Source organism: Pleurocapsa sp. FMAR1 (assembly GCF_963665995.1).
Lineage (GTDB): Bacteria > Cyanobacteriota > Cyanobacteriia > Cyanobacteriales > Xenococcaceae > Waterburya.
This window is the reverse complement of the sequence record NZ_OY762512.1, coordinates 5172286-5194065: the sequence shown is the minus strand read 5'-3', so window position 1 is coordinate 5194065 and position 21780 is coordinate 5172286. Positions and strand designations below refer to the sequence as shown.

Sequence of the window (21780 nt, the reverse complement as noted above, 5' to 3'; positions counted from 1 at the left end):
TTCTTAAGTAGTTTTAGGAGTGCATTTAGATGAATATGAAACCAGTCCCTTCCAAGGTGTCTGTTTTTGCGTCTTATTTTGGGATAAAATTGTAGCTGTAAAAACATGAGGCTTGTCAGTAGGGCGAGTTTTCTTGACCCACTTTTTAGTTTTTTTCGTAGAGCGGGGATGAGACAAAAAAACAGCTAAATTAACTGAAGCTGCCAACTGTTTCAGGATTTTGGTCAAATCAATCAGATTAATCAGATTAAAAACTTGCCATTTTTGGAGAGGAATAGCACCCTCGACAGTCGCTACAACGCCAGAAAGGCGCTTTGCCGCATCTGAAGGACTACATGTGGAAAAGCGCCTTTGTCCGTATCTAACCCGCGCAACGCGCTGTCTCGCAATCATCATGCCACGATATGTATAGCCGTACCAAGTTGAATTAGGACATATTTAAAGTTATTTGCTCGCAAGTAACAAGTAATGAGTAACGAGTAACGAGTTTTAGGAAATGTCTATCACGTTTACACGTAATGCTATACTAAGAATTGCTGCTACGGGGGCGCGTAACTCGTGGGAAGCATCAGCAGTAAAACGTTGTAGTTGTTCTTAAAAACGTCTAACAGGCTGCATTGCCAAGTCATCGAGAATCCAGCCCACTATTCCCGTAAAAACAAGCGCAATTGGCACTCCTAAACCAAAAAATAGACGCGATTGTGCTAGAGAATTTTGAAGAGGTTCAATACAAACAGCAACCTGTAAATAACCCACTAAAGATTGTTCGTATTTCAGAGGAAGGGTTAGCTTACGCAGATTTTTCGGCTTAATCTCACTATTTGAATTAAAGTTGCAGTTGTATTGTATGGTTTGCTATCGGGTTGTCACTAAAGACTGTTGGGGAAGACAATTCCCAATAAACTGTAAAATATTTTTCTGAGAATCATACCAACCAACATAAACTATTTTCGATTCATTGGTGATTTGCAGATTTGACAAAGATACACTATCCGTATCCATCTGCCAGCTTTTCTCTCGTTGCTGATAGGTTGTCAGTGAGGCAATTTTTTTAGTTTGCGCATAAACTTGAGGATCAAATTCTCGCATTTGCTCTTTTACTTGACGATGATAAACCGTAAAAGCAAATAAAATTAAAAGGTAGTCCTAAAGATGTAAGGATATAAAATAGGAAATTGTAGATCATTTGATTTCCATGCCAGTAGATTTGCCATCTTGTCCATCATGTAATTCAGAACAAATTGTTAAAAACGGTCACATTCACAATGGCAAGCAAAATTATAAATGTCGCGACTGTGGTAGACAATATGTGGAAAATCCACAGAATAAAATGATCGACCAACCAACCAAAAACTTGATTGACAAATTACTCTTAGAGAAGATTCCTTTAGCTGGAATTGCCCGAGTTACAGAAGTTTCAGAACCTTGGTTACAGAGTTATGTCAATGCTAAATACGAATCAGTTTCTCAGCAAGTTAAAGTGAGAACAAAAAAAAAGGAAAATTAACGATTCAGTGTGATGAAATGTGGTCATTTGTCGGTAATAAAGCCAATAAACAATGGATTTGGTTGGCTTTGGCTGCAAAAACTAAAGAAATAGTCGGGGTTCATATCGGCGATCGCCGTCGTCATGGAGCGAGAAAGCTATGGCAATCTTTGCCCTCAGTCTATCGACAGTGTGCCGTTTGTTATAGTGACTTCTGGGAAGCCTATGAACAGGTAATTCCTTCAAAACGCCATCAAGCGGTGGGGAAAGAGAGAAAAACCAATTACATAGAACGATTTAATTGCACAATGCGACAAAGAGTTTCTCGATTAGTCAGGAAGACTCTATCGTTCTCTAAGAAAATCGAAAATCAGATCGGGGCAATCTGGTATTTTGTCCATCATTACAACACGTCCTTACATCTTTAGGACTACCAATTAAAATACTTCTCATGGAGAGGGTAAACCAATAAGCCAAGTGGCGACGAAGCGATCAAACATTTATAGTTTAGGCAATAAATTTTTAATTGGATAATAACTTTAAATTTAAGCAAAAAAAAGAGAGGAATCATAGTTTAAAATGTTTCTCTCTAATCTTATTTATATTTAAAAATTGGCGTTGCATACTTGCGGGATGATTTGATAACACTAAAGAATGAAATGTCCTAATTGTCAATCAAAGCAAATTCGTAAACTCGCGCGTTCCTTTGAACTTCGGGTGTGGAACAGCGAGACAGTGTGGTCTTTGCTGCACGGAAATGCCCTGAATTAAAGGGCTGTCTTGGTTCAGTTCTTCAACGGGGGGAAGCCAAGGCGTGTTTTGCGAGACAGTCCGTTGGCGGGGGAACCCCGCTTAAAGGAACTGTCGAGGTTGGGTCAGAGTATTCTGTCCCAAAAACAGCCGTTTGCAACAGACCCAAGCGCTATTCCACTCTCGCGGTGGGGTCACATGCGGAAGTGCGCCTTTGTCCCATGAACAACTGTCTCAAGACAGGCTCTTGGACAGAGAAGGCGCGTTTTGGGGCGAGGAAATGAGAGAAGACCCACAGCTTCGGACAGAAGCAAAGTCATGCGAAAGCATGACGATGGCACATATAGCAATACGTGGCTAGGTTAGGACAAAATTAGCTAAAATAAAAGCGCTCGCCAAAACCGAAAAATAATGCCTGCTCCCTATAGCTACGATTTAAGAAAAAAAGCCGTAGATGCCTGTTCTAGAGGTGAAAAGAAGAGAACTATTTGTCGATTGATGAAAATAAGCCGTAACACCTTATTAGCTAAAATCCGCTCGCCAAAACCGAAAAATAATGCCTGCTCCCTATAGCTACGATTTAAGAAAAAAAGCCGTAGATGCCTGTTCTAGAGGTGAAAAGAAGAGAACTATTTGTCGATTGATGAAAATAAGCCGTAACACCTTAGACCTATGGCTGAAAAGAGAACAAGAAACAGGAGACTCTTTAAAGCGGTCGCCGAGCGTCCCACCAGAGAAGAGCGAAAAATTCAGGATTTAGAGAGATTCAAACAGTTTGTTAAACAACATAAAGATAAGACACAACAGCAAATGGCAGATTTGTGGGGAGAGAATCTTACCCAGCAAAATATTAGTGATGGAATTAAAAAGTTAGGCATAACCAGAAAAAAAGCGGTCAGACCCCGCGTCGCCGACAGGCGCAAGACAAAGGGCTTGCCCGCATGTACGCTGACCAAGACAAACTTACGGATATCAAGAAACAGATGAAGAGAAAAGAAAAGAATTTCAAGAGCAACTAAAACATCAACAGGCAAATAACCTAGTTTATGTGGATGAAGCAGGATTCGATAACCGAGACGATTATCCCTATGGTTATAGCCCCAAAGGAGAAAGATGTTAGGCACTCAAATCTGGTAAAAGAAATGAGAGAGTAAGTTGGATTGCTGCATTCAAAGAAGGAAAAGTGTTTGCTCCGTTAACTTTTGAAGGGTCATGTAATCGAGATTTATTTGAGACATGGCTTAAAGAAAGTTTGATTCCTCAACTTCAACCTGGAAATATCATTATTATTGATAATGCTACTTTTCATAAAGGACAAAGTATTCAAGAAATAGTAGAAGAAGCAGGGTGCCAGATTTGGTATTTGCCCTCTTATTCTGCCGATCTAAACAAGATAGAGCGTTGGTGGTCGGTTCTCAAAACTTGGATGAAGCAGAGAGTTAAAGAATTTGAGACTGTTAGAGAATGTGTTGATACAGCTTTCAAAAAATGTCCTGACGTATATGCGTAATGCTATACGTGCCGTTCGCCGCTACTGCGCAAACAAAGGACTTGTCCGCATGTAATGCTTTCCGATAGCGTTGCGGTGAAGCATTTGCTCATGGGGGAAACCCCCATGAGCAAATGCTGAAAGGGTTTCCCCCGTTGCGAGACAGCGCGATCTTGTTGGTTTCCAACAAAGAGCGACTGTCGAGGGCGAGCTACCTGCGGCTAAAGCCTTGGTTGAGCAAGAAGCAACGTCGAGGCTCGATAGAGCCTGAGAGCATATTCCACTCGCCCGTTGCGAGACAGTTGCGTTGCGAAGCAAAGCGTTGCGGAGGTTCCCTCCGAGTAGCGCTATTGCTGAGGGTGGCGGGGGTTCCCCGCTGCAGGCTGCAAAGCAGCGCACGTTGGAACGTGCCGACTTTCCTCCCGTTAGGCGAGGCTCTCCAGAGCCTGTCGCTAGACGCGACTTGGGCGGTACCGCGCCCTGCGAAACTGCTGAACCATGCGCAGGGGGGAACCCCCGTTGCGAGAAAGGACGCTTCGTCCGCATCTGATACCAAATCCGATTACCAAAGTAAGTATAAAATGGTCATCCCATACGGAAAGCAAAACTATCAGTGTAAAGAATGTCAGCGTCAATTTATTGAAGAGTATACCAAAATCGGATATCCTCTATCGGTCAAAGAAAGTTATCCAACCACGCTCAAAATGTACGTTAATGGGTTAGGCTTTCGCGCCATTGAAAGAGTATCACGAGTCAACCACAATACAATAATTAGATGGGTTAAAGCAGCTGCTAATAAGCTACCTAATGCACCATCTGTTGAAGAAATGCCCGAAATTACAGAAATTGATGAACTACAAACCTTCGTAGGTAAAAAAGCGGTGCGACCCCCGCGCATGGTTCAACACCCGTTAGCATTCCCTTGCGCCAGCCGCATTTTGCGGCTCGACGTTGCTTCTTGCTCAATAAGCTCAACGGGTCGCAGACCCGCAACGCTTTTTCGCGCTTCGCAACGGCGGCGAACTCCTCGGCGGCTTTTGGGTAGGAAGCTTCCCACCCAAAACGCGCCGACAGTTCGCGCACGCGGGGTCTTGACTCAGTTTGCTCGCCCTCGACAACCAAGGGGTACCCCCCGCAACGGTTTTGCGAGACAGCCTTGCAGGAACGGCGGCTTTTGAGTGAGAAGCTTCCCACTCAAAACGCGCCTTGGCTTTCCCTCCGCAGACGAACGAAGGACTTGTACGCACGTACTTGTACGCACGTACTGTCGAGGGTGTCTCGCAACGGAGGGAACCTCCCTTCGGGTTCGTGCCTTTGCTTATGCCAGGGAACCTGTCCACCGCAACTGCTTCACCGCGTCTTTTCAAGACGAATCGCGAACGCGCACCAAGACAAAATAAGAAGTGGTTGTGGACGGTAGTAAATCACTGGCAACCAGGAGTCTTATCCTGGGTATTAGGCGATCGCTATGCTCAAACATTCGAGCCAAAGCGCGAAAATAATCAGAGGTTGGGAATCATTTCTGTATGTTACTGATGGCTGGTTGGTCTATCCTTGCTTGATCAATGATTGCGACCATTTGCTATTGAAGACGTACATGACGAGAGTCGAAGGAGAAAATACACGACTAAGACACTATCTAGCTCGCCTCAAAAGGAAAACTCTTTGTTATTCTAAGTGCGAAGAGATGCTTCGAGCATCAATCAAACTTTTACTCCACTATCTTCATTTTGATACCATTCCTCTTTAGATTATCCCGCAGGGATGCAACGCCCCCTAAACAAATAGCTGGTTCTGGTAAACGAATTTTACCGTTTAATGAATGGGTTTAAAGCCCCGTGCGCAATTCACGATTGAGTTATTAGTGCGAACTGGAGTTCGCCGACTGCCTTTGGCAGGCGCACGTTGGAACGTGCCGACTTCGCAGAGCGAAGGCGAAGCCCTCCAGGGCTTGCTCCACGCGATTGTTATTAGTAGTTAATTGGAACTAAAAACTAAAAACCAAAAACTAAAAACTTTAGAGGCGAGTGGAATATGCCTCCTAGACGGAGGCATCGGAGCGCGTTCCCTTGCGCCCTTCGGCGACGCGGGGTCGCTCCTCATTTCCTCGCCTCAATCACCGACCCTTTTAAGGCGGTGAGCAGTCAATTCTCTTAAACAACTTGAAGTTATGTTGTTTTCTACCATGTGCAGTACACAGGATTTTTTTGCTTTCTTGCTCAACTACTATTTGAGATTTTAAAGTATGCTTTTTCTTCTTACTACTGTAAAATTGCTTTTGTTTTTTTTGGGATGCTCAATTGGTGTTTCTGTAACATCAATTACAATATTTCTTGGTTTTTATTTTCTTTTAATAATTCTTTTTTGCGCCCGCAGTCTAAAATCTTTCTCTTGAACCAAAACATTTTCTATCTTCTTAATTGTCCGAGCAACATTTGATTCATCTAATCCTCAAGATTGTCCAATATGGACCAGAGGAGTGCTGGGGTTTCCCCAGCATACCCACCCTCGACAATAGCTTTAAGCGGGGAAACCCCGCCAACGCTTTGTCTCGCAATCGAGTTGTTGAAAATAAGTTTTGTATTCTCTCAAATATTCGTGCATTCATTAAAACTTAATTTTCTAGACTTAATTTTGATAGTCCCCCAGTTTTTTTCTTCAACCTTTCGTAATTTTCTACTATTTTAACCATCCGCTCAAATGTCTGGAGTGAAATACTTGAATAATTCGCCCGAACAAGACCACCGTTATACGAAGCTGCGAGTTACAACTAGCCAGAATTTTTGTAATTTTTGGAGTGCCAAGAGAACCATTTCTAGTTACGAATCGATGAATATGATCCGTAAGGGTCAAATCAAAAACGTAAAACGAGATGATATTGTAGGTCAAATCAGGTTTGTTCTTTCTCTATTTGGGATTGCTAAGTGAAATTGAGATAAAGCGCGGTTGATTCGAGCTTTACCTCTTATTTTCTACTTTTGTCTTAGCTTCTTGCAACACTACCGTAAAAGCTACGCAACAAAGTTTAATCCCTCAAACAATTTTTCGTGTCTCAGTTATTGTTAAGATTTACTCTTTGGTCTGCTTGTCTGGAGGTTAGTTTTAACAACAAATTTGCTTCAAGTTCTGGTGGTGTTGGCACTAGGTTCATATCTTCGGTAAATGTAACCTGCATCTGGTCGAGAACTGAGTTTCGTTCTTCCTCAATACTTTTAGACTTTGACTTTGACTTGTTCATACCTAAAAATGCAGATAAAAGTCCCCCAGCAATACCAACTGGACCAGCATCATTAAGGACTCCAAGAACAGTACTTCCTACTCCACCAATAATAACGGCATCAGTTACGGAGTCTTGTTCCGAACGCTGGGATGCGAGGTCGCTAGTATTTCTGGCTAAAAAGTCGTGGTTTTGACTGTAGTTGGCAGCATATTTCTCGGCATTTGCCTTGAAGATTTGAAAGCGAGGCGGTATTTTTGAGCCAAGAGCCAGTAGTTTTGATAGCTCCTGGTAGCGGTCGTAGGCAGTTTCATAATCTTCAGACTGAAGGGCAATAAAGCCCAGAGTATTTAGAATATAAGGATCTTCTGGATAGGCAGCGATCGCTTCTCGTGCTAGTTTAGCAACGGCTTGTTTGTGTCGCTCGTTTTGCTCGACCTCCGTAAATTCTTCATCGTTATTATAGTCTTGTTCTTTAATTTCAAAAGATTGATGAGGCAGAGGGCAGTTACCTGGAGGTAAATTTGTCTCGCGATCAAAAGTAAACGGCTGTCTACAGTAAAGAGCGATGAGATTGTTGTTGTAGCTAGCCGCTGTTTTGGTGTTAGACAGAGATAAAACTTTATCCCACTGACCCTGATTAATATATGAGTAAGTTTTAAAGTCGTTGGTTAAGGGATCTTGAGGCAGATTGGTAGTTGCCAAAATCTTTGACCCTGCTTCGATATCGCCCTGTTCGATTAAAGCTACCGCACGATAGAGGTTGTTGACTGTCGCAGTCTCAGGAAAACGTACCTTAGTTTCTTCTAGCCATTCTGATGCTTTATCAAAAATTTCGTAGTTAATTAGAACTTGAGCAAATTTATAGTAGCTTTCCGGACTAGGTTGCTCTCTGGCGCTAGTATAGGCAAGAAGATAATCTGAAGGTAATTTGTCAACATCCTCAGCTTTAGCTTCAGAGTTCCACAAATCTTCGGCTTCTTCTAGTTTGATTTTATCTGGCTGAGCTTGACTGGGTAGATCGGGTTGTGAGGCAATATCGGGCTGTGCTGTTGTGGCGGCTTCTGCCTCTGCTTGTTGCTGTTGTTGACGAGCCTGTTCGGTACGCTCTGCTTCTAGCTGTTGCTGACGACGAGCTTCTATAATACGAGCTTCTTCGGCTTCACGCTGGCGACGGGCTTCCTCTGCACGGGCTTGTTCGGCTTCTCGTTGGCGACGGGCTTGTTCGGCGCGAGCTTCTTCTAGCTGTTGCTGACGACGGGCTTCTTCTGCCTGTTGTGTGGCAATAACTTTTGCTTCTTCTTCCCGTTGAGCCAAACCCGAATCAGTATCTAAAACCACCTCTGTTCCTGCTTGAATAGGCACCTGTATCCCAGGAACTTCGCGAACGCTAACGACGGCTGAATTTTCTTCAACGCTAATTACGGTAACATTTGCACCGATAAATTTGGTATTTGGGCTATCAAGACTGGTTAGTTGAATTTTGCCGCGATCGTATTTACCTACATCATCCTCCTCGCCCAGACTAATAGTAGCCTGCTGGTTCTGAGGACTATAATTTTTGATAATGCCCCGAACGATCTCGGCTCTGAGGGGCAAGCTGGGAACTAGCAGTGCGGCAGTAGACAACAAAAACAAAGATGTCTTCCAACGTACAACTTTTAAGCTATTAGAAGAATCCTTTGGGTCTAAAGACAGGCGCTCGTTTTGACTAAAATTAGGTTTTATCATTATAGTAAGAAGCGGACAATTCAAAAAAATTGCAGGTTTTAAAAGTAATAAAAGCTGACTAAAACTATTTGTAAGTTTAATATTTTTTAGGCAATAGCTTACCTATAGCACATTTAGATCTAGAAGCACTATTTGTCTTGGCAACAGCTATTAACGCTCAATAAAAGTTTAAAAGTATCATAATTTAACCAAGCTCGACAAAATCAAAAAATTGTATATATAGATACCAAAATAGGTGCTTAAAATCTTATCACGCATGACGTAGCTAAAATTTTGCTATGGTGATAATTGTAAACAATTTTATGTAATATTACTTAGTAAAATCAAAAAAAATAGAGTTTAAACCTATATTAATTGATTTGAAACGATTAACCGTTAGATATATCGACTGCGGTTAATTCTAGAATTAAGAACAATAACTTATTATTGAATAGTTACAGGCGTTAACTATCAGTCGTGCGACTAAAATTAAGATTTTTTATTTGAACGATTTGATAATTGAAACGAGGCGATCGCTATATTATTTATTAACAATCCGCTTTGCAGTCTAAGATATGAATCAAGCGTCTAAGCCAAAGAGAATAGCTAGCTATCAAGTAGAGCAGCTTGTTGGGCAAGGTAGTTTTGCTCTGGTTTATGCTGTGAAAGATAATTTCGATCTTCGCCAGCCAGTAAGAGCTTTATTAGAACTGATAATCAAGGGAGATAATGAAGAAAAGAAGTTAAGAAAGCGCACTTTTAAACGAACGGCGGAAATACTCGATAAAGTCAGTCATTACAGCATCCCTAAAGTTCACGCTTTGTTTGAGAGTGATGGGAAACTTTATCTAGTTCAGGAATTTATCCACGGAACTAATTATAGCAAGTACCTAGATGGTGAAAATCCTGCTTTAAGCATCGCTGAAGTTGAAACAGTTTTTTGGTCGGTATTAGATGGTTTGGCTCAACTTCACAGCAAAAAAATTGTCCATCGAGATATTAAGCCGAGCAATTTGATGCGCCGACACACAGACAACTCGACGGTAATTATCGATTTTGGTTCTGCCTGCGATCTAAGTACTTTAAATGCGGTGGAAACAAGCATCGGTACGAACGAACAGCTAGGATACACGCGGATTTATACTCCAGGCTACGCTCATCCAGAGCAGCGAGACGGCATGGCAACCGCCACTCCGCAATGGGATCTTTATGCTTTAGCTAAAACTATTCTCGCTTTGCGCCTGGGCAAGAATCCACCTTGGAATCAGCCCATATCAGTAGAAGAATTAGGCTTTTCACAGCAGATGACTCAGCTGCTTGAGGAGATGCTCAAGACAGAAGGATGTCAGCTAATCGATGCTTGTGACGCGATCGCCCTAGATTTAGAATCAAATCAACCAGTTGCGGTTTCGGCGACGAGAACGGTTCGCAAAGGTAGGCGTAAAAACAGAAAATGGCTGGTTTTAGGCGGATTGGTAACTGCCATAGTAGCTCTGACAGGAGGAATTTATGTTTTCGCGCCCGAACCTATAAGTAGTCTATTTAAAAATGTACGGGTTCCTTTTGTGCCTCAATGTCCCAACTATGTCAAAAACGAGCTAAAGCTACCAGTACCCGATCGCGGTTTTGCAGCTAGGTTTTACTATCCAGAAAATTCTGTAGCGGGAAATTCGACTCTCGAAATTTTACAGTCGGGCAACTTAGTAGCTCAGGCTACAGACGAAGTTCCAGGTTTTATTTGGGTTAAGTCTTTGGCTGATGGCAGTAATTTTCCGACAGGAAACTACACCATGCGAATCACGGTACCTAAAAGTTTGCCTTACGAAAAAGAAGTGACTCTCGATCCTGATTTTCCCATTGCTTATTTGGGAAATGTTGGGGCGATACAGGTTGTCTGTGAGTTGAATGCAAAAACTCCCATAGCTAAGTAAAAGAGCCATCAAGGTCGAGTACAGATAATTAATAATTACTGTCAATATCACTTTTTTAATTTTAAAAACAAATCCAACTACTCAATCGAACCTAATCCTGGAGGAATAAAATGGCTAAAGAAGAACGCTTAAATCGTCAGCAACAACGCTTAATTAATCGCTCGCCCCAACGACTCAAGCAAACGGAGCAAAAACAGACTCGCACTACTCGCACCGAAAGCATCGATACCGTCAAGCAGAGTCCTAAAAAATGGTCGATTGCGGGAATTGCCCTAGCGGGAGTTTTGATCGCTTCGGCGGTGGGAATTGGTTCGCAGTTCAAGTCGGAGGATAAAACAGTTCCCCAGGCTGCTCCTAGTGCTGCGGTAAGTCCCCAGCAAGAACAATCGGCACAAATGTTGCTGGGGCAAGCTAAGTTGTTAGCTCGTCAGGGTGAACCCCAACAGCTAGCCCAAGCGATCGCTATGATTCAAAAACTGCCTGCTAACGTTTCGGTCAGTTCTGAAGCTCAATCCCTTTCGGCAACTTGGTTGCAGCAGATTATGGAGCGAGCCAATAGCGAAGCGGGTACGGGGAAAATTAGCGAGGCGATCGCGATCGCCAATTTAATCCCAGCTAAAAGCGCGCAACACCAGCAGGCGCAACAGCAAATTCAGCAGTGGCAACAACAGCAGACACAAGCGCAGCAGCAAGAGTTTGCCACCAACCTAGCAGAAGCATCTCGCCCCATTCCCTTACCACCAGCAATTTCAGTTCCCCCACCACCGCCATTAACTGCTACCGCACCACAGGTAGCAACCGCAACCCAGACACCAATCAGCACGCAAAGTACACAGTCACAAGCAGCAGTTAAAAGACCAAATGCTGGGACTCCAAAACAATCGACCGCCAACGATCCCTATCTAAATCTTCAGATTCCTCAAGCAAGTATTCCTCAGATACAGGCGAAAGCGACGACAACCCCGACGGTTGCTCTGGGAAACTTGGGTAAACGTCCTGATAGTTACGGCTTTAACAATTTGGTGGCTACTGCGCCAACTGTAGCCATTCAGTTGCGAGACAATGTTGAAGAAGATGGAGATTTCGTGAGCTTGAGGGTCAATGGCGAGGTTTATACCAGCAACCAGATGATCTTTAATCACGGCAAGATATTTATGGTAGACCTAAAGCCTGGTGAAAACAAAGTCGAAATTGAAGGGATTAAAGATGGTGGTGGCGGAATCACTCTAGAAGTTAACGTGGCTGGGGTTGGTAACGTCAACAACCGACCCATACCAGAAGGTTCTGCTGCATCGTTTATCATCAATAGAGAATAGGGGAGTAAACTATGTTCTTAGAAGAGCGATCGGGAAAAGTCTGGCGACTGCATCGAGATCGAGTTTACCAATTAGGTCGCAATCCCGATCGGGATATTCGCTTCGATCTTCCCGATATTTCTCGTCTACATGCCGAGCTTTTTTGGGATGGCGAAGCCTGGTGTTTGCGTGACTGCGATAGCGTTCATGGAACTTATATTGAAGCAGAACAAATTAGCCAGCAGCAGCTATATCCCCATCAGTGGTTTAGCTTGGGTCAGAAATCGGGGGTAATGCTACGTCTGTTACCCCAACTGGAATCTCGGGCTTTAGTTAAAGAAGATTTCTATTATCTAGAGCCGCCTGACTCATCGTTTGACTGGTCGAGCTTTCAGGGACATGACCAGATGCGAAGTCAACTGGTAGACCACGCTAATTTGATTCTTGATGCTAATCTCAATCAGCCAGTTCAAGGAATTCTGCTGCTGGGCGCAAAAGGTCGCGGTATCCGCTTTTTATGTCGTTGTCTGAGCGAACGATTGAGCAAAGAGCGCGATCGCACCTTTAACTTTATCAGTCGAGATCTGGCAGAGGCGAACAACCTCTACCAAGCTAGCAAACTAATTCGCAAGTGGCTCAAGGAGACTAGTAAAAACTCGCCAGCAGTACTTTTGCTGCAAAATTTTGATGTTTTCTATCGCTACCTAGAAAAGGCTCAAGATCGAGACTTCGAGCGCAGCGATACGGGACAGACAACCTGGTGGAATCGCTTTTGGGGTAAGCTTGGCATAGCGGATATAGCATCGGAAAGCGAAAAAGCACGTCAGCTTAAGGAAAAACACGACGACAACCTAGAAATTTACTGGCAGTGGAATTCCGATCCAAAGCATCAAGAGCAAAAAACAATTATCATCGCTTCGGCAGGTAATGTAGCTCAGATTCCCGATGAAGTACAGCAGCCTGGTACGGTTTTTAGCTTTGTACTTTCAGTTCCCCTGGCAAGTCTAGAAGGTAGAGTAGCAATTCTTAATAAGTATCTCCATCAAACAGGTACGCCTCTGGATGTCAAATTAAATTTAACTGCTTTAGCTCAGAAATTCGGTCGAATCAACGCTCACCAAATCGAGCAGGCTGTTAAGGGCGCAGAGGAACATCGCTATAAAAGAGGAGAAATTTGCCTACAGTGGCAAGATTTTGAACCATTCCTGCCCCTTGCATCAGCAGCAATTTGGCAGCATATTTTTCTGGACGAGGATATTGTTCGACCGCTGCCAAAGTGGGCTGAAAGTTTGCGAGGCTGGGAATTATCGAATCCTCAACTATCAGAGGTACCACAGGGAATCATTTTTACAGGGGCATCGGGGACGGGAAAAACTACCCTTGCCCAGCTATTAGCCAAAGATGCTAACTGCGAATTAATTAGCGTCACCCCAGGTAAGATCAAGAGTCCCCTAGTAGGTCAGAGCGTACAAAACCTCCAGGATATCTTTATCGATGCCCGTGCCAAAGCTCCTGCAATAATTCTACTGGATGAAATTGAAGCTATTTTACCCAGAAGAGAAGAACAAGTAGGCGATCCAACTACTGTAGAGGTAGTTAACCAGTTTTTACAGGAGTTCGATCGCCTGAGCGACTCCGCAGGAGTAATAGTTATCGGCACTAGTAACCGAGTAGAACAGATCGACCCTGCCGTATTATCTCGACTTACTGCGCGTATTGACCTCCCGCTGCCAAAGGTGACACAGCGATTGCAAATGCTGGAGTATTTCCTGACCAAAAGCTCGACGCGCACTTTAGAACTTGGTAGGGATATCGATTTAGACTATTACGCTCAACTCCTGACGGGCAAATCGGGTCGGGATATAGAAGCGATCGCCAATCGAATCGTCGCTCAGTTACCAAAATCGAGCCTGAGCCTCTATCGACAAGACTTAGATTCAGTTTTGATTCCTAAAATAACGGGGGAGCTAACGGGAGTAATTTTGCCCCAACGCCTGAGCGTAGAATTGACTCGCACTCTGGCACAGTTTCTTCAGGCTTTTGCCAACCCCCAACTAACTCCACCAGTAGGTGTACTGTTATCTGGCTTTCCTGGGACGGGAAAAACCGAGATTGCCAGAGCGATGGCGCGTCTGGGAGGAATTCAGTTTCAGTCAGTAAGTTCGGGGGAGGTGCGCGATAAATATATTGGCGAAAGCAACCGTAAATTAGCGCGGATTTTTGCTCAGGCTCGTCGTAACGCCCCCACAATCTTGTTTTTTGATGAAATTGATGGTTTGTTTCCCAGTCGCGACGAGCAGAGCGTCCAGCATGAAATCGAACTGGTCAATCAATTTTTACAGGAGGTAGATGGAGTCGGCAACAGCGGACGGGGTATTTTTATTCTGGGAGCTACTAACAGGGCGGAAAATGTTGATGCGGCGGTGCGAGATCGCCTGTCGAAGACGATCGCCATTCCCCTACCCGAACTTGACGAACGGGTAGCAATGCTCAAACTATTTGTTGGCGCTCGCCCTGTCGCTGCCGATTTAGACTTGTCGGCTGTAGCCCTGTTACTCGCAGGAAAATCTGGACGGGCAATTAAAGCCAAAGTAGAAGAAACCTATTATCTAGCTTGTCAAGATTCTGAAGTAGGCGACATAACGCTCGAGCATTTTCAACGGGCTATTTTGTGGACGGGAGATAATAGCAACGTTCCCGACTTAGTTCTACCGCCTGTAATTATGGAACGGGTAGAGCAAACTCTGATAACTCTCAAAAATTTACCTCAGGCTCTTAGTTTGGGGCTACCGCTGCCAAAGGGAATGCTGTTAACAGGTGCGCCTGGTACGGGAAAAACACAGATTGCCCGCTATCTTTCTGCCAAGGCGGGCTGGTTCTTTCGAGCGATTTCTCTTAGTGAAATCAAAAGCACCTATCAGGGCGGAAACTTAAAAAATTTGCAGGCAATATTTGCCGATGCTCGCGATCGCTCTCCCTGCATTCTCTTTTTTGATGAAATAGATTCTCTGTTCCCCCGTCGCGAAAACACTGGCAACAGCCCCGAAGTAGAATTAGTCAATGAATTTTTACAGCAGGTAGATGGTGCAGCCCTCTCAGCCCCAGGAATCTTTTTATTGGGAGCAACCAATCGTGCCGATACAGTAGATCCAGCCGTGGTTTCTCGTCTGCAACAAACATTGGAAGTCCCGTTACCAGGGGTCGGGGAGCGACGAATTATGCTCGAACACGCCCTACAGCAGAAAAACTGGCAGCTTGCAGATGATGTCGAACTAGAAACCGTTAGTCGTCAACTGCAAGGAAGATCGGGGCGGGATATTCAAGGTGTCTTAACCAAGATAGGACAGGCTTATATCCAAAGACAGGGTTGGTCGAGCCAACAGGTGATACTTAATCGGGCTGACTTTGAAAAAGGATTGCTTCCCGCCGTCGAAATCGACCAGTCCGCCTGGGATGAATTAATCCTCAGTCCCGAACTAAAACAAACCCTGCAACAAACTCTCGAACGTTTTTTGCGCTTTTTCCGCGATCCAATTCGTGGCGTTACTCCCCCCCAAGGAATGCTGCTATATGGTCCACCAGGGACGGGAAAAACTCAGGTGGCTAGGGTGTTAGCTCAAGCTGCTGGCTGTCGCTTTATCGACTTATCTATTGCCGAAATGCGATCGCAGTATGTGGGAGAAGCGAGTAAAAGACTGACCCAAACTTTTGAACGAGCTAAACGAGAAGCACCAACGATCCTTTTTATCGATGAGATTGACGCTTTATTTCCCCAACGAGAAAGCAATGTTTCTCAGTATGAGGTCGAACTAATCAATCAGCTTTTACAGGAGCTTGATGGCTTTCGGGGAGGAGCGACAGGAGTATTTGTCATAGGGGCGACTAATTACGCCGAACGAGTAGATAATGCAGTACGTTCTCGTCTGAATAAGCTGGTAGAAATCCCCTTACCCGCCCAGCCCGAACGAATAGCTATGTTACGCCTGTTTGCCCGAGAAATGCCGACTGCTAGCGATCTAGACTGGACGCGCATTGCTCGCCTGCTACAAGGAAAGTCGGGGCGAGATATTCGACAGGTAGTCAATGAGGTAGGTCAGTACGCTAGCGATCGCTCATCTGACGAAGAATCTTTGACTTTGGATATAGATGATTTTCTCACAGTAATTCAGGCAAAAGCACCTCAAGGCGAATTAACCTGGGATGATATTATCCTACCAATGCAGATTAAGGAAGAACTCAAGCGTTTGATTAAGCTAGTCGCTAACTACGCCAATCTACCTCTGGGAATTAATCCCCCCAAGGGAGCATTACTATATGGAGAATCTGGAACTGGTAAAACTCAAATCGCCAGAGTAATGGCTTCAGTAGGACAACTATATTTCAAAAGTTATACCCCCGCAGACATCAGAAGCAAATGGGTAGGACAAAGTTCTCGCAATTTAGCCGATGTCTTCAACCAAGCTCGCCAGCAATCCCCCGCCATTATCTTTTTTGACGAATTAGAGTCCTTGTTTCCCCATCGTGGCGGTATGGGCAGTGGTGATGCAGATTTAGAAAATCAAAACCTAGTCAATCAATTTCTTCAGGAAGTAGACGGAGTGAAAGCTCAAGGGGGTTACGTGTTTGTCTTAGGTGCAACCAATTACCTAGAGAATATAGATGCTGCTGTACGCTCTCGTTTACAAAAGAAAATCACCATCCCCCTTCCTGGAACAGTAGAAATCGAGCAGATCTTAAAGCGTAAAATTCATCCGAATTGGATCTTAGCTGAGGATGTCGATCTAGCCGCGTATATCTCGTTCCTAATTGGTCGTTCGGGACGAGATATTGCTACGGGAATAGAAACCGCAGCACAGCTAGCTTTTGACGACTGGACAGAAGGTGCTTTAATTTTGAGCAATAGTCATTTTCAGCAAGCTTTTAATAGCATGATCGTCACCTAGAATTGTCTTTGAGTCGGCGGAAATTTAGTCAGTATATTCTCAAGTTACTGTGGTAATTTCTTCGTCATTATCTCTTTGCCAGGATAGTGGAATAGGGATATCATCCTAATCTATCTCACAATCTAAATCGGGCTTTAACTGCGAAGTTCTCAAGACTCGGTTGACAATGGCTTGTGCCTCGGATGGTGGAAGCGAATTTGACTTAAACCTAGCAGCAATTTTCGCTACACCTAATTAGGGCTACTATTCTCTTGAACAATCCCACATTCTAATTCTAGAAGTGCTAATAGCTTTTCTTCTAATAATTGCTATATGAAATACTTAAATGTTTGCTACAAACAGAGCATCTAAAATAAAGTCCCATCCTGTAACAGATGCGATAGTCGATGAAGTTAGTTGCGATAATACTTGGAAAATTTTTTGTCCAAGGCGATCGAGATTATCAAACAGTTCCCATTTGAGATGCTTTTTGATTTCTTTCCAGAGTCGCTCAATGGGATTAACTTGAGGACTATAGGGAGATTGGAACAACAAAATGACATTGTCAGAAACTTCAAGCTCTGACCAGATATACCTTAGATAACTACAGGGATATTTTGTCTTTTAAAACTTTTGGCGACAGAACCCTGCATTATACTTAGACCAGTTGCAGATACGGTATTGATTCTTCATTGCATAGATTTGGTTGTGGTAAATTTAATCTAGCATTTTTGAAGTTTTACCCTCCGCAACACCTATTTATGCAACAATGCCAACTAGAACTGTTAAATATTTGAACAATTCAATCGAACAGGACCATCGCTTGATCGAACTTCGAGTTACAACCAGTCAAAATTTCAGGAATTTCTGGAGTGCGTACAAAACAACTTCTGGCTATGAATTAATGAATATGATCCCAAAAGGTCAGAGCAAAAATGTGAAGAGAGAAGCTGGTTTGCGGTGCGACCTGCTGCTTTTTAAGCAGCTAAGGAACGCGCACCAAGAGTCAAATTAGGTTTATTCATTCTCTATTTGGGATAGCTGTGTGAAATAAAAAAAAGGGTGAGTTAATTTGAGAATTGTCTCTTCTTTTCTACTCTTATCTCAACTTTTTGCAACACTGCCATATTATTTCATATTGTTCATCGTTAACTTGACAGTACACTTCAAGGCAAGTGACCGATGTAGCTACCTCCGCCACTAGTCCCAATCACTATCGTGCCAGAAGAATCTGGCTTAAACTGAATATTATCAACCCGCTGCATAGCTAAACCATTATTGAATTGATGCCAAGTTTTACCGCCATCTTCTGATTTCCAAACACCAGTAGCTTCTGACACGGATAAAAACGGATCCTGGTCGGTTGCAGCCATTAATCTCTGGGGATTACGAGGGTCAACTGCAATATCTGATACCCAATGAAAGGGAGTCGAGCCATCATTTTTATTATTAGTTAATTGAATCCACTTTTTGGCATCATACATCCAAAGGCCCTTCTCAGAATAATTATCGTTTTTCTGGTTAACGCTATAGAATGTATCGCCGTCTACAAAATCCATTCTCGTAATGGCACGGGGAGCAGTATCTGAGCCTAGTATTAGAGAATAATCGTTACCTTTTAAATCTTTAGATAACCACAAGCCCTTTTGAGATCCTACATAAAGATCGAATTCTGGAGTTTTATCATTTTCAATTAATTCGTAGATTTCACCAGCATTATTTAGTTTACGAGTCCAAGTGTCACCAGAGTCTTGAGAAAAATAAAGTTTATTACCCCAAATCAACCAAACTTTGTTGGTCTGTTTTGGATGAGCAATAATCCGAAAGGGCTGGGCTCCCTCGGCATCTGGATGTCCCTTAAACTCCCAGGTTTTCCCTCCATCTGCTGAACGATAGACTCCCTTGCCTTTAGAATATTCATATTGACCTTCAGTAGCATAGATCACTTGTCTCTTAGCTGGAGTATTGGTGAAAGAAACATCTCCCCATCCACCCCAATCAGACATACCATTACCTTTTTGGCTTCCAGCCCACCACCAGCTTTTCATGTCGTTGCGACTGATCCACTTACCAGAATCCATAGCAGCTACAGCAGACTGTTTTAGTTTATAGGTATTCCAACGAATATTGATAACCACCAAACCAGAGTAACCATTACCCTTCCAGGTACCATTATAAAGCTGGGTACTGGAAATGTCCTGCCACTTGCTTCCTCCATTACGGCTTTGCCAGAGAGAAACCCCTGTTCCGCCCACTATGTGTGCAGAATCGTGGGGATCGATTGCCAAAGCTCGAAAAGATCTGGTTTGCATAGGATAAGCGGTATCTTGATATCCTGTTGTCTTACTCCAGGTTTTTCCTCCATCATGACTCATAAAGGTGTCGTTGGGACGGGAAACACCAACCAAAACAAGATCGGGATTAGAAGGAGCAAATCGTATATTGTCAAAAGATGTCTCGTTAGATATCCCATCAATACCCTTAACGCTTAAATTAAATGTTTTACCTCCATCCATAGAGCGGTATATTCCATGCCCTTCTACCGTTGCCAAAACAATATCTGGATTTGTCGGATGGGTTGCCACAGTCTTTTGATTTCCTAATGGCAGGTTACCGATTGGAGTATGCCAAGTATGGCCAGAATCGTCACTGCGAAAAAGTCCCTGTTCGGTGGCAGCAAAAAGCCGAGTAGAAGATGTCCCAGCAAAACTTACATCCAAAATGTTATTTCCATCGTCTTTGTTTGTGCCAATGCTAGAAATTTGCTTCCAGCTTTCTCCATCATCGACACTTTCATAAACTTCTCCTTGATGAGAATTAGTTGAATCAGACATTCTTTGATTACCTGTAAACGCCAGTAGGCGTTTGGGTTTTGCAGGATCGATTAAAATTTGCTGAACTGGTGCAGCATATTTTCCCCATTCAAAGTTGGGAAAACCGCTACGTTTTTCCTGCCAGGTTTGACCATAATCTAAAGAGACGTAAGGGCCACTTTTAGTAGCCAGCCAGATCTTGTTCGGCAACTTGGGATCGAAGGTAATTTCCTCAATTTCCCAGCTTTTTAGACCCCGTCCATTAATCCAGTTCTTGCCACCATCATAGGAAACTGTTACCCCTAACATATCGCCACCAACTACTAGTAAATTGCGATCGTGGGGGCTTATTGCCACTGATGAAATCCAGCCACCAACACCAGGTTCTTTAAGAGGTTGCCAAAATTCTTTTTCTGGTTTTTTGGTATTTGCTTCGGCTATTGTTTGCACTTCTAAATTAGGAGTATTTTGAGGATTATTGACCCAGAACACCCCAGATAGGTTCAGATTAGCCTTTTGAATAATTGCTGAGTTGAATCCCAGATTGAATATGCTGATGAGCAGACTAAGTAGACTAAACATGAGTTAAATATTTTACGATTATTTTTTGACACCACATAAAACATTTAAAATAGCAAATTTAAAAAGTTAGTAAAGCAGCTATCACAATCGTAGTAACTCATTATGAAAGGTTTTAGCACAATTTTGAGAACAGAATGCTTTGATTTGATCGTTGAGAATATTTCAGCAGTTCAGTTAGAGCGATCGCTTTATAGAATCATTGATATGTCAATAATCTCTCAACCTAAATAAGGTGCTTAACATATTTTAAATTGCTATGGTTGTATGTTAAATAACACTACGTTTGGTGAAATTGTTGTACTTTATAAGAGGCCGTTAATTTAGTACATTTCACTATCCAACTAATAATGCGTAAGCCTGTTTTAACGCTCTTTTACCAATTTAATCCCTGGCAAAGCAGTATAGGGGGAATACAATCTGTAATCAAATATTTCATTAAATATGCCCCTGATGAGTTTAGAGTCAGACTAGTTGGAACCGGAAAGCCAGGCTCTTCTATAGGAACATGGCAATCAGCAAATTATGCAGACAAAGAAATTGATTTCATGCCTCTAATTGCTATTGAAAATGATGATGTGAGGGGTTTAATACCCACCAGCGTAAAATACACGACTGCACTTCTAGGTCGTAACTTAGCTTCTGACTTTATGCACTTTCATCGATTAGAACCAATGATCACAGCATTAAACTGGTCTGGAGAAAAAACTTTATTTGTTCATAACGATATTCAAAAACAAATTAGTGATTCCCACAAAAATGCTATTCTTTGGAAATATTTTCCTGCTGGCTATTTTGCTGTAGAGAATATGGCTTTTAAAAAGTGCAGTCAAATTTATGTTGTCAATATTGAATCGTTTAAATTCTATCAACAGCGATATTCAGAAATAGCTGACCGCATTAAATATATAACCAACGCTGTAGACCTTGATTTCTTTAACCCTTTAACTTCTCAGCAGAAACAAGAAAAACGAAAACATTTCGCCAAACAGCAAGGTTTATCAGAAAATACGCAATTTATCCTTTTTGCTGGTCGTCTACATCCCCAAAAAGACCCAATTTTATTAATTCGTTCTTTTGCTGCTTTAAAAACTGACAATGTTCATTTGTTAATAGCAGGAAATGGAGAACTAGCCGAGGAGGTACAGACTGAAATTGACTCTCTGGGGCTATCACAGCAGGTAACGATGCTCGGTTCAGTAGATCGGCAAAAGCTGGCAACACTATATCGAATATCGAGCGCGTTTATCCTCACAAGTATTTATGAAGGTCTGCCCTTAGCTGTTTTAGAAGCTCTTGCTTGTGGCATACCGATAGTAACTACCAAAGCAGGAGATACGCCTAACTTTTTAACTGCTAATAGTGGCGTTGTCACTCATGATCGAACCCCAGAAGCGATCGCTAATGCTATTCAGAAAATATTAGCCCAACCACAAAACTATTCGAGAGAAGCCTGCATTCGTGTTGCTCAACCTTATGCAGCCAGAACAATTGTGGAAAATGTTTTTGAGCAAATGTGGCAACATTGGTCACAGCAAAATTCTTCTTTATCTGTTTCCATGACCCAGACTTAAATTTTAGCTTAAAA

General features: G+C 43.0%; 17 protein-coding genes and 3 pseudogenes. 14 read left to right on the top strand and 6 right to left on the bottom strand.

Features of this window, described 5'->3' with window-relative positions; all coding sequences use genetic code 11:
• Window positions 1-3 precede the first annotated feature (3 nt).
• From SLP02_RS25195 to SLP02_RS25185, 3 genes are all read right to left on the bottom strand, one after another.
• A complete protein-coding gene (locus SLP02_RS25195) occupies window positions 4-396 on the bottom strand; it encodes a hypothetical protein (protein ID WP_319423452.1) in 393 nt (130 codons plus the stop codon).
• A gap of 198 nt (window positions 397-594) precedes the next feature.
• Window positions 595-756: a hypothetical protein gene (locus SLP02_RS25190; protein ID WP_319423451.1), complete on the bottom strand. Its 162-nt coding sequence runs from the start codon at window positions 754-756 to the stop codon at window positions 595-597.
• 99 nt (window positions 757-855) lie between these two features.
• A complete protein-coding gene (locus tag SLP02_RS25185) occupies window positions 856-1089 on the bottom strand; it encodes a hypothetical protein (protein WP_319423450.1) in 234 nt (77 codons plus the stop codon).
• Window positions 1090-1195: 106 nt separating this feature from the next.
• On the opposite strand from SLP02_RS25185, the gene SLP02_RS25180 reads away from it, so the two are divergent.
• From SLP02_RS25180 to SLP02_RS25145, 8 genes and pseudogenes are all read left to right on the top strand, one after another.
• Window positions 1196-1914 (top strand): IS1 family transposase gene (locus SLP02_RS25180; protein ID WP_319418853.1). Its coding sequence is split into 2 segments (ribosomal slippage): window positions 1196-1484 and window positions 1484-1914, totalling 720 coding nucleotides; the frame shifts between segments, so codons are not numbered across the junction.
• A gap of 733 nt (window positions 1915-2647) precedes the next feature.
• Window positions 2648-2809 carry a hypothetical protein gene (locus SLP02_RS25175; protein ID WP_413467291.1) on the top strand — a complete coding sequence of 54 codons (162 nt, stop codon included), beginning with the start codon at window positions 2648-2650 and terminating at the stop codon, window positions 2807-2809.
• Window positions 2793-2996: a helix-turn-helix domain-containing protein gene (locus SLP02_RS25170; protein ID WP_319423449.1), complete on the top strand. Its 204-nt coding sequence runs from the start codon at window positions 2793-2795 to the stop codon at window positions 2994-2996. Before SLP02_RS25175 ends, SLP02_RS25170 begins: the two co-directional genes overlap by 17 nt.
• 50 nt (window positions 2997-3046) lie before the next feature.
• Entirely contained in the window at window positions 3047-3223 is a 177-nt protein-coding gene (locus SLP02_RS25165; RefSeq protein WP_319423448.1) for a hypothetical protein, read from the top strand.
• Between the two features lie 148 nt (window positions 3224-3371).
• A pseudogene (locus tag SLP02_RS25160) lies at window positions 3372-3746 on the top strand (IS630 family transposase); the annotation flags it as partial.
• 560 nt (window positions 3747-4306) lie between these two features.
• Window positions 4307-4603: pseudogene (locus SLP02_RS26920) on the top strand (IS1 family transposase); the annotation flags it as partial.
• Between the two features lie 526 nt (window positions 4604-5129).
• Window positions 5130-5475: pseudogene (locus SLP02_RS25150) on the top strand (IS1 family transposase); the annotation flags it as partial.
• A gap of 950 nt (window positions 5476-6425) precedes the next feature.
• Window positions 6426-6653, top strand: a complete 228-nt coding sequence (locus SLP02_RS25145) for a DDE-type integrase/transposase/recombinase (protein ID WP_319423446.1) — start codon at window positions 6426-6428, stop codon at window positions 6651-6653.
• 124 nt (window positions 6654-6777) lie between these two features.
• Here SLP02_RS25145 and SLP02_RS25140 read toward each other — a convergent pair whose 3' ends face one another.
• Window positions 6778-8673, bottom strand: coding sequence for a tetratricopeptide repeat protein (locus tag SLP02_RS25140; RefSeq protein ID WP_319423445.1), 1896 nt, complete (start codon window positions 8671-8673; stop codon window positions 6778-6780).
• A gap of 554 nt (window positions 8674-9227) precedes the next feature.
• Between SLP02_RS25140 and SLP02_RS25135 the strand changes: the two genes are divergently transcribed.
• From SLP02_RS25135 to SLP02_RS25125, 3 genes are all read left to right on the top strand, one after another.
• Window positions 9228-10583 carry a serine/threonine protein kinase gene (locus tag SLP02_RS25135; protein WP_319423444.1) on the top strand — a complete coding sequence of 452 codons (1356 nt, stop codon included), beginning with the start codon at window positions 9228-9230 and terminating at the stop codon, window positions 10581-10583.
• Window positions 10584-10693: 110 nt separating this feature from the next.
• Window positions 10694-11899, top strand: a complete 1206-nt coding sequence (locus tag SLP02_RS25130) for a hypothetical protein (RefSeq protein ID WP_319423443.1) — start codon at window positions 10694-10696, stop codon at window positions 11897-11899.
• A gap of 11 nt (window positions 11900-11910) precedes the next feature.
• Entirely contained in the window at window positions 11911-16821 is a 4911-nt protein-coding gene (locus SLP02_RS25125; protein WP_319423442.1) for an AAA family ATPase, read from the top strand.
• A 321-nt stretch (window positions 16822-17142) separates the two neighbouring features.
• Here the strand turns inward: SLP02_RS25125 and SLP02_RS25120 are convergent, their stop codons facing one another.
• Window positions 17143-17355 carry a hypothetical protein gene (locus SLP02_RS25120; protein WP_319423441.1) on the bottom strand — a complete coding sequence of 71 codons (213 nt, stop codon included), beginning with the start codon at window positions 17353-17355 and terminating at the stop codon, window positions 17143-17145.
• 214 nt (window positions 17356-17569) lie between these two features.
• Here SLP02_RS25120 and SLP02_RS26915 point away from each other — a divergent pair, with 214 nt between their 5' ends.
• A complete protein-coding gene (locus SLP02_RS26915) occupies window positions 17570-17815 on the top strand; it encodes a DDE-type integrase/transposase/recombinase (RefSeq protein ID WP_413467290.1) in 246 nt (81 codons plus the stop codon).
• Window positions 17816-17966: 151 nt separating this feature from the next.
• Here the strand turns inward: SLP02_RS26915 and SLP02_RS25115 are convergent, their stop codons facing one another.
• Window positions 17967-20195 carry a VPS10 domain-containing protein gene (locus SLP02_RS25115; RefSeq protein ID WP_319423440.1) on the bottom strand — a complete coding sequence of 743 codons (2229 nt, stop codon included), beginning with the start codon at window positions 20193-20195 and terminating at the stop codon, window positions 17967-17969.
• A gap of 102 nt (window positions 20196-20297) precedes the next feature.
• On the opposite strand from SLP02_RS25115, the gene SLP02_RS25110 reads away from it, so the two are divergent.
• Window positions 20298-20426: a hypothetical protein gene (locus SLP02_RS25110; protein WP_319423439.1), complete on the top strand. Its 129-nt coding sequence runs from the start codon at window positions 20298-20300 to the stop codon at window positions 20424-20426.
• A gap of 116 nt (window positions 20427-20542) precedes the next feature.
• Window positions 20543-21766 (top strand): glycosyltransferase family 4 protein, encoded by a 1224-nt coding sequence (locus SLP02_RS25105; protein WP_413467289.1) that lies wholly within the window; start codon window positions 20543-20545, stop codon window positions 21764-21766.
• Window positions 21767-21780: the final 14 nt, after the last annotated feature.